The organism is Bradyrhizobium sp. USDA 4454 (assembly GCF_054822705.1).
The window spans coordinates 2,938,991-2,951,368 of record NZ_JBTRCN010000001.1 but is presented as its reverse complement, the minus strand read 5'-3'; the positions used below and the strand labels follow the sequence as shown (position 1 = coordinate 2,951,368).

Genomic DNA, 12,378 nt, shown 5'->3' with positions numbered 1-12,378 from the left:
CTGTTTCAGCCGGATGGCGCGCCTTGCGCGGGCGCATCCTTCAGAAGCACCACGAGACCCGCGGCGATGAGGCAGGCAAGGCCGACGCCGATGAATCCGACCGCATAGGCTGCGAGGTCGATGGCGCCGATCCCGGCAGAGGCGATAGCGCCTCCTGCCAGGTGCATCACCGTCATCCAGCCCATCGCTCTGCCGACGCGGCGCGTGCCTAGATTTCCGGACATCAGCCGGACCAGCGCGGGGTACGTCAGTGCTGCATCAAGCCCATACAGCGCGCCGAACCGGGCCAATTCGACGACGCTGAAGCCGGTGAACGGAAGCCACAACAAGAGGAGCGCGCGGATGACGAAGTAGAGCGCTACAAGCGCTCGCGCGGGACAACGGTCCGCGAGATACCCGCTCACCACACTCCCTATCGCGCCGCCGAGCACGACCATCACCATGATATCGGCACTCGATGCGAGGCCGAAACCCGCGCCCATGCAGAGCATACCGAGCTGGCCATCGATCAGGCCGGATGTCGACCCGCCGCAGATGCAGAAGATCGTGGCAAGGACCCAGAACTGCCAGGTCTTGTCTTTTGGGCGCGATGACCCGTGCCGGTTGGACTTGGGCTCTCGCGTGGAGGCTCCTCGCCGGGATTGAGGGACAAGGGCAACGGCGAAGCCCGTGGCGAGCACGCCGACGGCAGCGGCCTGGAACACGAAGCACCAACCAAGCGCGTTGGCCGCGCGCGATGCCAGCAGCAGTGCCGCCGCCGATCCCAGCGGCTGCATCGACGCCAGGAGCCCGAAGCGTGTCCCGCAATGCGCCGCGCCGTCACGGCTGCCAACCACCGCGCCCAGAAGGGAGGCGCTCAAAGAGCCACTGAAGCCGACGCCCAGCCCCCAGGCCACAGTGAGATGCCATGGCGACGCCGCGTGCGTCGTCGATGCAAGCGATAGCGCAAGGAGAGCCAGACTGGCGACCAACGGCGCGCGAATGCCCCAGCGTTCGAGGCTGTACGCCGCGAGCGGCGATGCGCACGCGGAAGCTACGATGCCGAGCGTGATCGGCAAGGACACATCGGAGGGCTGCAAGCCCAGATCCTGCTGGACGGTGACGGCCAGCAACGCAGGGAGCACGCGTGCGGCCGAGCCTGCAAAGATCGCGAAAGCGACGATCGCAGAGGCCATCGACCTGGAGCACGTTGTCCTTGCAGCGGAGGAGGAACGACCGGCCCACGATGCCGGTCGGACGAGCGGGAACGCGACGGATCCGTTGGCGAGCCGCGCCCTACTCGGCGGCCTGCGCATGATAGCTCGCGGCGTTCCTGTCGGGCGCGAGATCGATGCCAGGATTGCGATCGAAGAAGCCGCTGGGCATCAGCTTGAAGCCGGTGAAGATGCACGGTTGAACGGGAAAGTCCTCAGGGCGGACCTGATGGTGCAGACCGAAGACGTGCCAGAGCACGATATCGGTGTTCTCGATATTCCGGTTCTTCCTGACGAAATCGGATACACCTCCCGTCCCATCCGAGTGGTTCATGTGTTCGCCAGCCGGATATCGCTCTTCGGGATCGAAGGCCGTCACCCAGAGCTGGTTCTTGATGAAGGTCGACCGTCTGCCCGACGGCGACTCCGGATGGATGAATGGTGTCACGGGATGACTGGCCTCGAGCTTGTACCCTGTCGGCGCGCCAACCCAGTTCTTGCGATTGGGGTTGATAATCTTCCAGGCCCGATGCGTCGCCGGGTTCACTTGGCGGCACCCGCCAAGCTCGGTCTTCAGAACCGTTTCCTCCTCGTAGAAACCGTTGCCATAGGCATTGTCCGGTCCCCATGGATCGGCCTTCGTGTTGAGCTCGACGACACTGTTGTCGTCACCGTCGATATTCATGTCGAGGCGCGCGCAGAAAATGTGCTGGTGAATGTGACCGACGACGCCGGGGGCTACCTCCCTGCCGTATTTGCCGGGGTGGCCCGGGTGGCACGCGGCCGTATTGATGATACCAGTCGCCTTGAGCTCGAACTGGATCGATCCGTCTGTATGGAAGTACCAGAACAGCCCATATTCGTAGTTGGCGACCGTCGCAATGCAGGAGATCACCAGCCTCCGGGCACGCCGCGACTCAACATTGTTAGAGCGGAAGTCCCAATGCTTCCACAGAAGGCCGGCATCCTCCTCATGGATGCAGATCGCGTTTTCGATGGTGACGACGTTGCCGTCCATCGTTGCGAGATGTGCATCGAGATAGGCGATGGCGCCGAGGCAATCGCAGCCGAGCTTCAGCGAGTTGGCGAGCTTACCTATGCCGTACTCGCCGATGTCGAAGACGTTCTTCCGGAAGTGTCCCTTGTCTGTGGTGCCGTACGGGACGACCATTTCCACCAACGATGCGCGGTGCGCGATCGGCCGCCCGTCGTAGCTGATATCATGCAGTGTTAAGCCCTCGCGCGAATTGAAACCGACGAGCACCGACCAGCGATCCCATTCCAGCCGATGTCCGTCGAGCCTGAACGAAACGCCCTCGGGCTGTATGATATTGAGCGGCCTGTAGGGGGCGCGCGGGTTCTTGATGAACTCCGCCTCGTAATTCACCTCTGCCTGGGGAATCGGGATGATCTCATGGTCGTCGACGCGGATGATCTCGTAGGTCTTGATGTCGACGACCGCGTTTAGGCCGCCGATCGGGTGCGCATAAAGGTTGTCGTTCTCTCGAAGACGCAGCCAGGCAAAGACGTGCGCGAGATATCGCCCCTCTTCGCCCGGAATGTCGAAATTGCCGGCCGACCACGGATCGATGCAGACGAGCGACATGTCCTCGATGCCGCGCTTCTTGCAGGCGGCAATGAACTCGGGAGCCGCGCGGACGGCGTCTTCGATGGCCGTGAACTGCTCGAGTTGGATCATCGGCTTGGCCGATGGAAAATATCTGGAGGTGAGGATTTTCTGCTCGGTCAGGGAAACAGTTAGCCGCCAGATCCCGTCCTGTCTGACCTGAAACAGATTGACCCGTGCAGTTCTGTCGATCGGATCTCCGGAGCTGTACCTACGAACAGCTGCCTTTTCCGGCTCTAGAAGCTCGATCGTCTCAAAGAGAAAGTCGGCACCGTATTGTGGATCCTTGCGGACGATCTCGACGATGCCGTGAATCTCGGCAGCGGTCAGGGGATCAAGAGGATGCTTCACGCTATCCTGCGATCGGATATCCGACGAGCAGGTGCAGGACGATGGAGCAGCGACCGTATCCATTCTTTATCTCCTTTGGTTGCCGACGGACCGGGCGGAGCGCAATCCGGAGATCGCAGATCCGCCTCGTCAGCAACGTCAAGCCACGTCAGCACCACAGCTGGATGCAACCTGCCTGCTCGCTTGCCGAGCGAAGGACGGCGTGCCGTTCGCGACTAGCCGTTCGCGGAGCTTCCACTGCGCGTAGTTATCCGACAATACGTCAGTTGACCGATTCTGCAGGTTCTGCCGTGCTGCTGACCGCATGGACCGGCAACTTGCCGTCAGGAGGCCATGTAAGCGCCGGACTCCTCCGGAGGTCGTGATTCCGTGAGCGAAGAGCAAAACCGTTTGGTGTAGGCCTGGATAAATTTCCGGCCAAATTTCGTACCTTTGACGCCGCTGAGCTTCCTCGCGCGTAGCGCTGCGTCTCTTCCGATCGCCTCAGCACGGTCTATGAAGCCGCAGCTTCAGCCGTCGATCGAAGTTCCGGCCCAAGTGATCGAACGCGCGGTTCTCGAGAATAGTTCCGTAGAAATCACTTTGTTGGACGACGGACAGATTGCCTCCGCTGCCATGAGACCGGCATCTGATTGGCTTTCGGCAAGGACGAGCGGCTCATTGACCACCTAGTGGACGCGTTCGTAGCCAGCCATAACCCCCATAAGGAAGAGGCGAAAGGAAGCGGAGCTGAGAACATTGCTCGGTCGCCTTTCACAAATCCGTCGAAGCGGTTGAGCGCACGACCCGGCTTCTCGGAGGTAAGGCCAAATAGGACGCAGAATTGCTACCTAGGATGCAGTGCTCAGGGGTTGGCCGTGTCTTTTCTTGCTGCCTCTCTTAAAATCTGCGTCACTGTCAAGAAATGCTTCAAGCATGAACGGTATCAGCTCAGCTACTTCCTCCTTGTTGCCGTAGGTCTCAGCGTAGAAAACAGCATACTCGCGCAGCCGCTTCGCCAAGCCAGGCGCAAGCACAACCATCATCTTCACCGGGGTCCGATCAGGCAGCTTCGCAAGCTTCATCCTCACCTGTCCTTCGCCGCGGTGTGAATGTCCTGGTACGGCTTCAGCACGAGATCCTTCGAAACAATCACCCGCAGCGGCCACCCCGGCCGCACCGTGATCGTCGGCTGCACGTCTAGCTCCCGTTCCACTAGGCGCTGTCCCGCCCGATTAGTCGTTTGCTGCGTGCTCTCCCGCAATGCTTTCACGAGATCGCTCTCGTCATTGCCAATCGAAAGCTGTGTCCCGACCCCAATCAAGGTTGCCAGCGCCGCGCCCTTGAGCAACTGCCAGGTGTGGAAGTCCACCTCGTCCTCGAGGCCGGCGTAGCCTGCGACATCTGTCGCCGGAAGGTTCTCGATCACGATCGAATTTCCGTTCGGCAAGATCAGTCGCGACCAGACGACAAGCGCCCTCATCTGCCCAAAGGCAACAACGCTATCGTATTTCCCCATGATCCTGGTCCCCTGCGGGATCAAGAGGTGCTCACCAGTCACCGTATCGTAGACGTTCTCAGTGACTTGGCCGATGGTCGCCCCGGGCAAGTCCGAATTCAGCCCCGTAACAAGGCTCGCCGGAATGATCGACCCAGCCATCACGGCATAAGTAGACGGTGCCGGTTTGAGGGCATGAAGATTGGTAGTCTCCGTATCGGCTTTCGCTGCCGCGAAGGCGAGCTTTCGTGCCTGCGAGGAGGGAACGATTTCGCTGGATCGGTCAACCATTGCCTGCGCCGCCTTGGCGAGTTCCGCAGCCGATGGCCCGCTGTCGGGGGTTGATGGCCGAAATGCAGATCGCGAAGCAACCGGCGCATCGGTCGTGCTCGTGCTGGCCTGCTTGCGCTTCTCCTGCTTTTCCGACAGACGAAAGAACAAGCCCGACTCCTTTGCCTGTTGGGCGACGCGAGTTTGCCGGATGCGTTCAGCCCGTTCAGCGTCTTCCTCCGGGTTGGTCCGGAAGCCCGTATCCGACGCCACACCCGCCTTCTTCTCATTCTCCGCAAAGGCCCGGCCGATGTCCCCCGGCGACGGTGGTCCAAGCCGCGGCGTCGAAGGCGGTAACTCCTCATAGGATTTTGGCAGCTTGCTCAACCCTTCGGCGGTCTGCTTGCGGTCGGTATTGTAAAGCTCTGTCCGCACCGGCTGCTTGAAGGGGTGCGGTCGGAGCGCAATGAGCGTCGCGCCAGCAATGAACAGCGCGGCGGTCGCGCAGCCGACCATGAGGGCGCGCCGGTTGAGACGCCGAACCGGCCGTGGACGCGCTCGCAGTTGCAGCGGCTCTGGATCCTGATCCAATCCCGTCGTCATGAGGCGCTCCCGCTGCTGAAGGCCTGCGACACTGGTCGGGCGTCGATACGAATGATCCGGACGACGCGCTGTGGATTTTCGCCAAGACGGAGCTCCGCAGCACCGAACATCCGATCGACGATGTAGTAGGAACCACGAACCCGGTAATTGACGAGGTTTGGGCGCCCATCGGCGCCGGCAACGAACAAGGGCGGCGCCTCCCCTTGTGAGAGACCGGATGGCATCTGGATATAGACCTTGCGACCATCGTCAAACGCACGCACCGGCCGCCACGGCGGATCGTCTCCTTCAATGCGATAACGAAAGTTCAGGCTGTCGAGCCGCACGCCGCGGTCGGCGATACGCTCCTCGCTCTCCTGGGCAGCGACGTTTTGCTTGTGGAGGGCAACAAGCGTATCCGTCGGATAAGTCCAGGAAATCGACGCCATGTAGGTCTGCTTGGTCGAGACGAGCTCGAGGTGATAGGCCCGTCGGTCGGTCAGGACCACGAGGTTGGTCTGAATATCCGGCAATGTCGGCTTGACCAGGATGTGCACGCGCCGGGAATTCCCCTGCCCGCTCGAGGTATCGCCAACCACCCAGCGAACCGTATCTCCGGTCGAGACGTCGACCAGTTCCTCGCCCGGCTGAAGCCCGATGGTCGAGACCTTTTCTGGGCTTGCATAGAGCCGGTAGAGCGCACCTTCCGTCCACGGATAGACCTGGATGGCGTTGATGTATCCGGCACGCGTCGGCTCCATTCTCGCCGCCTTGTTGGCCTTGGCGATCGCCTGCTCCGGCGGTAGCTTTTCTTCCTTGCCGCCCTTAGGCGGAACGGGTTTCAACTGGCCCGGCAGCGGCAGAACCTTTGGCGTTTCGACGACTTGTACCGGCGCCGGCGGATCGGTCTCTGGAACGGCCTTCTCAAAGGACATTTCATCATACGGCGCTTCGAGGTTGAGCTTGGTGGCGCATCCGGCAAGCGCAAGCGACAAGGCAAGGACGCTGGCCGACGCGAGCCTGGTGAGAGCGGCAGAGTTCATTTGGCGTCTCCAATGAGGTCGCGCGACCAGTTGAGGGAATGAACGTAGAGGCCGAGCGGATTCTTCCGTAGCGTGTCCGCATCTGCGGGCGGCTTGAGGACCGTGGTAACGAGACCCGTGAAGCGTTCGGTCTTTGCGACCGCGCCGTTCTCGTAGGCGTTTTCCTTCCAGCGGATCTCGAAGCTGTCGCCGGACGCGCGCACCACGGATGTGACTTCGGCGGTCACCGTCTTCGACCCGATCTTTGTGAACGGATCGGTTTCCCGCGCGTAGTCGTTCAACGCCTGCGCGCCGCGGTCGGTGACGAAGTCGTAGGCATGCAGCCAGTTGGCCCGGACGATGACCGGATCGATCGACAGCGACCGTACGTTCTCGATGAACCGCGCAAGGAAATGCGCGATCTGCGCGTCTGATGGCTGGTAGGCTTCGAGTGCCGGTCCAACGGCGCGGACTTCACCGAGCCGATCGACCTCGACCACGTAGGGCACGACACCCGAGCGCGCGATCTGCGTAAAGATCGTCACACCAAGGACACTGGACAGCCCGATGGCTGCCAGCGCCGCCAGCCGCCAGTTGCTTGCCTGGACACGGGCGGAGCCGAGCCGCTCGTCCCAGACCTGAGCTGCCTTCTGATAGGGAGTGACGGGCTTTGGCGTCTCGCCATAGCGGACCGACACGCGCTGAAAGGGGTGAGATGCCATGGCTTACTCCTCCGCCAGTTTTGGACCCGACGAATGACCGCCCTTGTCACCTTCCTTCAGGGTATGAGCGGCCACCTGTGCCGCTTCTCTCGCATGTCCGCGCCCCGGCGAGCCGGTCGCTTGACTTGCGCCTGGGGCGGCCGCACTGCTCGTTTTGCCGCCCGCGCTTGCACCCGCGGCCTGCCCCACCGATAAGGCGCCGCCCGACGTGCCAGCAGCCGAGGACGCACCCGCGAGTGATGCTGCAGAGCGGACGGCGGCCATTGAACCGCCCGCCGCAGCGCGCAGGCCACCCATGGCCACCGCTCCGCCGCCGATCACGACGGCCGCTGCGCCCGCCACCGATCCGGCGGCGGCTCCAGCGCCAAGCTGAGGCGCCCCGGAAACCAGTCCTGCTGCGATCCCCGGACCAAAGATGCCGAGGCCGAACAGCGAGAGCGCCGCAAGCAGCAGGCTCATGGCCGACGCAATGTCGATCGGCCGCGTCAACGTTCCCGCAAGCTGACCGAAGATGGTGGAGCCGATGCCGATGATGATCGCGAGCACCATCACCTTCACGCCCGACGCGACGACGTTACCGAGCGTCTTCTCGGCTAAGAACGCAGTCTTCCCCCACAAGGCGAACGGCACCAGGATGAAGCTTGCCAGCGTCGTCAGCTTGAACTCAATCAGCGTGACGAAGAGCTGCACCGAGAGGATGAAGAACGCGAGCACGATCAGGATCCAGCAGAACAGCAGGATCAGGATCGTCGGCAGGTTGGTCAGGACGTCGAAGCCCGAGAATTGGCCGGTCTCCTCCAGCAGAGGATGGGCCGCTGTGAACCCGGCAGCGGCGACAAAGCCCGGCCGCGCCAAGTCGGCAGCGCTTAAGCTGCCGCCGGAGGCCTTAAGCCCGATGCCGGAGAACGACGCAAAGACGATATCCGCGAGGCTCTTGAAGTTGGCGATGATAAACGCAAACGCGCCGACATAGAGCACCTTCTTCGCCAACGTGACGAGGATATGGTCATCACCGCGCATGCTCCAGGCCAGCCCCGCAAGCGTCACGTCGATGCCGATCAGGGTCGCACTGAGGAACGAGACTTCACCGGACAGAAGACCAAACCCAGAATCGATGTAGCGCGAGAAGGTCTCGGTAAAGCGGTCGATCACGGAAAGATCAGCCATGGTGCCCTCGCCTACTTGCCGCCAGCATAGGCATGGCCGTCGCCGATGAAGCGGATGAACCGTTCCTTCGCGGCAGCCGCCGATGCCTGCTGCTCGGCGGCTCGCAAGGTGTCGGCGCGCGCTTGCGTTGCCATCAATGCCTGGGCCTGCAGCGACTGCTTGATCTGCAAGGCGAGAAGTTCATTGCCCGACTGCTGCGCCTGCAGGGAGCCGACTGCAGCAGACGACCTGGCCATCAGCGTTCGCAGCGTCTGCCCATCCTGGTCGAGCGTACTGACGATGGCCGATTGAACGGTGAGCGACTGCTTCAGCCCGTCGTAGCTATTGTCCCAACGCATTGTGGCGTCCTGCACCATCTTGTCGGACGAGACGGCGGCCGCGTACTGGCGGGGATAGAGCCGCTGGAAGTCCTGCTGCGTCGCCTGAACATCGAAGGAGATGTTCTTTGCCTGGTTGATCAGGCCGTTCATCTGATTGATCGTCGATGTCAGCTGACCCACGACGCTCGTGGGCAGGCTTGCGAGATGCTTGGCCTGATTGAGCAGCGACTGCGCCTGGTTTTCGAGGCTCCTGACCTGATTGTTGATCTGCTCGAGCGCGCGCGCGGCGGTCAGGAGATTCTGGCCGTAGTTCGAAGGATCGAACACGATATCGAACGCCCCGAGCCGTCGCGACCCGTTCACGGCGATGACAAACGATAGTATTGTTGTTACGATAATTCTTGAGGTTGTACCCGTGAACACGCGGCCGATACTTTCGAGCATGGAAGACTCCAGGGATCAAGTTGAGGTCAGGCCCTGTGGGCCTGTTCGAAGCTGCTGATCAGGTTGGCGGCCCAGTGCAGACCGCGTTCGGCGAGGTAACGCTCGGCGAAATGGTGAGGCCCGGTGCGGGCCAGGACCGCATCAATGGCGCGCTGATCCTCCGGCGAGGACGCTCCCACAAGCGCGAGCGCGACCGGACCAAGGCCGAGCTCAAACAGGCGGTTGCCGGCACGCGACTGCAGATAGTAGTCGCGCTTGGGAAAAGCTTCTCCGATCAGGCGCACCTGCGTGTCGTTCAGGCCGAAGCGCCGATAGGTCTCGATCTGGGTCGGCTCAAGGGCACGGGGGTTGGGCAGGAAAATCCTGGTCAAACAGGATTCGATGATCGCGGGCGCAATCTCGCTGTCGGCGATGTCGGCGAGCGACTGCGTGGCAAAGATCACTGCCACGTTCTTCTTGCGCAGCGTCTTCAGCCATTCGCGAATCCGGTTCGCAAACAGCGGGTCGTCGAGAAACACCCAGGCTTCATCCAGCACCAGCAATGTCGGTCGGCCATCAAAGCGGCCTTCGAGGGTGTGAAAGAGATAGGTCAGTACCGGCGCCACCAGGCCCGGCAATGCCATCAGTTCCTCCATCTCGAAGGTCAGCACGTCCGCCCCCGAAAGCCGGTCCGCGTCTGCATCGAGGAAACGACCGTAAGGTCCCTCGAGCGTGTAAGGCTGCAGCGCCTGCCGCAACGCGTCGCGGGCAAGCAGCGCCACAAGCCCGGTCATGGTCCGCTGCGGGACGGGCGCCGAACCGAGGCTCTTGAGCGCCGACCAGAGCGTCTCCTTGACATCCGGCGTCACGGTGACGCGCTCATGAGCTAGCACGCCGCAAAGCCAGTCGAGCGCCCAGAGCCTTGCCCCCTCCTCCGCGACATCCTTGAGCGGCTGAAACGCGATGCCGCCCCTGGCACCCAGCTCATACCAGGCCCCCGACAACGCAAGCGTGGTGGCACGTGCGGACCTGCCCTTGTCAAAGGTAATCAGTTGTGCATTCGGATAGCGTCGGAACTGCAGCGCGAGCATCGACAACAAAACGGACTTGCCCGCCCCTGTCGGACCCACAACGATGGTATGCCCGACGTCGCCAGCGTAGAGCGACAGCCGGAACGGGGTCGCGCCCTTGGTTTTCGCAACCAGAAGCGGCGGTCCATCAAGGTGCTCGCAGCGCTCCGGTCCGGCCCATACCGCCGACAATGGGCACATGTGGGCCAAGTTCAGCGTGTGAACGATGGGCTGGCGGATGTTGGCATAGGCTTGCCCAGGCAGCCCGCCGAGCCAAGCCTCCACCGCATTGACGCTCTCGCGGATGGCTGTGAACCCGCGGCTGTTGATCACCCGCTCGACCGCGCGGATCTTCTCGTCCGCCTGATGGGAGTCCTCGTCACTGACGGTGACTGTCGTCGTGATGTAGCCGAAGGCAACCAGGTCGTCACCGAGCTCGGAGAGCGCCGCGTCCGCATCAACTGCCTTGTTGCTGGCGTCGGTGTCGAGCAGCGCCGCCTGCTCGTTGAACATCACTTCCTTCAGGATCGCGGCAAGCGACTTTCGCTTGGCAAACCATTGCCGGCGGTAACGCGACAGCGTGGCGTTCGCCTGGGTGCGCTCGAGCGGAATGAAGCGGGTTGCCCAGCGATAGGCGACGCCGAGCCGGTTCAGTTCATCAAGCAGGCCCGGAAAGGTGACGTGCGGAAACCCCAGCACAGTCAGCGCGCGAAGATGGCTGCGCCCGATCGCAGGCGACAATCCGCCGGTCAGCGGCTCGTCGCTCAGGAAGCAGTCGAGATAGACCGGAATCTCGGGAACGCCGACCGGATGGCGCTTGGTCGAGATACAGCCATGAAGATAGGTGAGCGTCTCCGCATCGTTGAGCGGCCAGATTTCCGGCAGGACCGACGAGAGCAGATCGATCGCGCGGTCGGTTTCCTGGACGAAGCGCTCGAGATGGTCCCGGTAGCCCTGCTCGCTTCTCTCGGGATGCCCGCCCTCGATCTCCGCGTCGCGGATGTCGATTTTCGCCAGATTCTCGGCTTGATCGACCTCCGCGATCGATTGATGTCGCCGACCTCGCCTTGCTGTTCGTTTCCTGCTCCTCGGACGCTCCAGGAACAAGCCCTCGAAGCGCGAGACCCTCTCCGGCGGCGGCAAGTACATTAAGGTCAGATGCAGCACACTTTCAAAGTGCTGCCCGCCGGGGCGTGACGGATCCTCCCACGTCGCCCCGGCGGCGCCTGCGAACGCAGCACGGCGCTCCTCATCAACCAGCCAGGATACCGAATCCGGAAACTCCGATCGCGGATATTCGCCAGCCGGGATGCGCGTCGCATCAAAGAAGAGCGCCCAGCCCGAGCCGAAACGCTTCAGAACGTTGTTGACCCGTGACGCGACGCTCATCAGTTCGGCCTCGGTCGCGCTGTCGAGGTCCGGTCCGCGGTAGCGGATCGTCCGCTGGAAGCTGCCATCCTTGTTGAGGATGACGCCTGGAGCGACCAGGCATACCCATGGCAGCCAATCAGCCAGCCGATACGCGTTGCTGCGAAATTCTCTCAGGTTCAGCATGCGAGCCGCCCCTTGTGCTTAGTGTGCCGGATGGCGACCTCGACAAAGGCTGGATCGCGCTTGGCGAGCCAAACGGCCATGCTGTGTCCGACGACCCAGAGCACGAGGCCGGCCAACCAAAGCCGCAAGCCGAGCGCCAGCACGGCGGACAGGGTCCCGATCAGGATGGCCGCGGCGCGTGGCGCCCCGCCAATCAGGATGGGTTCAGTCAATGAGCGGTGGAGCACGAGTTCGAAACCTTCCGCGCGCATCAGATCAGTGCTCCACCACCGAACGAGAAGAACGAGAGAAAGAAGGAACTCGCAGCAAAGGCGATCGAGAGGCCGAACACGACCTGGACCATCTTGCGGAATCCGCCGGACGTGTCGCCGAAGGCCAGCGAGATGCCTGTCACGGTGATGATGATGACCGCGACGATCTTGGCGACGGGCCCTTGGACGGATTCCAGCACGCGCTCGAGTGGCGCTTCCCACGGCATGCCTGAACCGGCGGCATGTGCCGCCGAGACGCTGAGAAGCACACATGCCGAGGCCGCGCTAAGCTCGACCAGGGGAAACATGCGGATCGAACGATAGCGGCAAAGATGCGCACGCATCTTGA

The 12,378-nt window shown here is 62.4% G+C and carries 11 protein-coding genes; all 11 read right to left on the bottom strand.

Annotated elements, in window-relative coordinates:
* Nucleotides 1-5: 5 nt before the first annotated feature.
* On the bottom strand, nucleotides 6-1,175 hold the full coding sequence (locus tag ACVIW0_RS13475) for an MFS transporter (protein WP_461352777.1): 1,170 nt from the start codon (nucleotides 1,173-1,175) through the stop codon (nucleotides 6-8).
* Between the two features lie 100 nt (nucleotides 1,176-1,275).
* Complete coding sequence (locus ACVIW0_RS13470) at nucleotides 1,276-3,234, bottom strand: primary-amine oxidase (protein WP_461352776.1); 1,959 nt, start codon at nucleotides 3,232-3,234, stop codon at nucleotides 1,276-1,278.
* Between the two features lie 767 nt (nucleotides 3,235-4,001).
* Nucleotides 4,002-4,235, bottom strand: coding sequence for a DUF2274 domain-containing protein (locus ACVIW0_RS13465; protein ID WP_461352775.1), 234 nt, complete (start codon nucleotides 4,233-4,235; stop codon nucleotides 4,002-4,004).
* Nucleotides 4,236-4,237: 2 nt separating this feature from the next.
* Nucleotides 4,238-5,521 carry a TraB/TrbI/VirB10 family type IV secretion system protein gene (locus tag ACVIW0_RS13460; RefSeq protein ID WP_461352774.1) on the bottom strand — a complete coding sequence of 428 codons (1,284 nt, stop codon included), beginning with the start codon at nucleotides 5,519-5,521 and terminating at the stop codon, nucleotides 4,238-4,240.
* Complete coding sequence (trbG, locus tag ACVIW0_RS13455) at nucleotides 5,518-6,543, bottom strand: P-type conjugative transfer protein TrbG (protein WP_461352773.1); 1,026 nt, start codon at nucleotides 6,541-6,543, stop codon at nucleotides 5,518-5,520. Before trbG ends, ACVIW0_RS13460 begins: the two co-directional genes overlap by 4 nt.
* Nucleotides 6,540-7,244: a conjugal transfer protein TrbF gene (gene trbF / locus ACVIW0_RS13450; protein WP_461352772.1), complete on the bottom strand. Its 705-nt coding sequence runs from the start codon at nucleotides 7,242-7,244 to the stop codon at nucleotides 6,540-6,542. The genes trbG and trbF overlap by 4 nt, the downstream gene beginning before the upstream one ends.
* Nucleotides 7,245-7,247: 3 nt before the next feature.
* Nucleotides 7,248-8,411, bottom strand: coding sequence for a P-type conjugative transfer protein TrbL (trbL, locus tag ACVIW0_RS13445; protein WP_461352771.1), 1,164 nt, complete (start codon nucleotides 8,409-8,411; stop codon nucleotides 7,248-7,250).
* 11 nt (nucleotides 8,412-8,422) lie between these two features.
* Nucleotides 8,423-9,175, bottom strand: a complete 753-nt coding sequence (trbJ, locus tag ACVIW0_RS13440; RefSeq protein ID WP_461352770.1) for a P-type conjugative transfer protein TrbJ — start codon at nucleotides 9,173-9,175, stop codon at nucleotides 8,423-8,425.
* A gap of 26 nt (nucleotides 9,176-9,201) precedes the next feature.
* On the bottom strand, nucleotides 9,202-11,778 hold the full coding sequence (trbE, locus tag ACVIW0_RS13435) for a conjugal transfer protein TrbE (RefSeq protein WP_461352769.1): 2,577 nt from the start codon (nucleotides 11,776-11,778) through the stop codon (nucleotides 9,202-9,204).
* The gene (locus tag ACVIW0_RS13430; protein WP_461352768.1) at nucleotides 11,772-12,029 is read right to left on the bottom strand and encodes a VirB3 family type IV secretion system protein; all 258 of its coding nucleotides are present in this window, start codon (nucleotides 12,027-12,029) and stop codon (nucleotides 11,772-11,774) included. The genes trbE and ACVIW0_RS13430 overlap by 7 nt, the downstream gene beginning before the upstream one ends.
* On the bottom strand, nucleotides 12,029-12,337 hold the full coding sequence (locus tag ACVIW0_RS13425) for a TrbC/VirB2 family type IV secretion system protein (protein WP_461357318.1): 309 nt from the start codon (nucleotides 12,335-12,337) through the stop codon (nucleotides 12,029-12,031). The genes ACVIW0_RS13430 and ACVIW0_RS13425 overlap by 1 nt, the downstream gene beginning before the upstream one ends.
* Nucleotides 12,338-12,378: the final 41 nt, after the last annotated feature.

Coding starts and splice junctions, on each gene's coding strand:
- ACVIW0_RS13475 (WP_461352777.1), bottom strand. CDS start 1,175: ATGGCCTCTGCGATCGTCGCTTTCGCGATCTTTGCAGGCTCGGCCGCA.
- ACVIW0_RS13470 (WP_461352776.1), bottom strand. CDS start 3,234: ATGGATACGGTCGCTGCTCCATCGTCCTGCACCTGCTCGTCGGATATC.
- ACVIW0_RS13465 (WP_461352775.1), bottom strand. CDS start 4,235: ATGAAGCTTGCGAAGCTGCCTGATCGGACCCCGGTGAAGATGATGGTT.
- ACVIW0_RS13460 (WP_461352774.1), bottom strand. CDS start 5,521: ATGACGACGGGATTGGATCAGGATCCAGAGCCGCTGCAACTGCGAGCG.
- trbG (WP_461352773.1), bottom strand. CDS start 6,543: ATGAACTCTGCCGCTCTCACCAGGCTCGCGTCGGCCAGCGTCCTTGCC.
- trbF (WP_461352772.1), bottom strand. CDS start 7,244: ATGGCATCTCACCCCTTTCAGCGCGTGTCGGTCCGCTATGGCGAGACG.
- trbL (WP_461352771.1), bottom strand. CDS start 8,411: ATGGCTGATCTTTCCGTGATCGACCGCTTTACCGAGACCTTCTCGCGC.
- trbJ (WP_461352770.1), bottom strand. CDS start 9,175: ATGCTCGAAAGTATCGGCCGCGTGTTCACGGGTACAACCTCAAGAATT.
- trbE (WP_461352769.1), bottom strand. CDS start 11,778: ATGCTGAACCTGAGAGAATTTCGCAGCAACGCGTATCGGCTGGCTGAT.
- ACVIW0_RS13430 (WP_461352768.1), bottom strand. CDS start 12,029: ATGCGCGCGGAAGGTTTCGAACTCGTGCTCCACCGCTCATTGACTGAA.
- ACVIW0_RS13425 (WP_461357318.1), bottom strand. CDS start 12,337: ATGTTTCCCCTGGTCGAGCTTAGCGCGGCCTCGGCATGTGTGCTTCTC.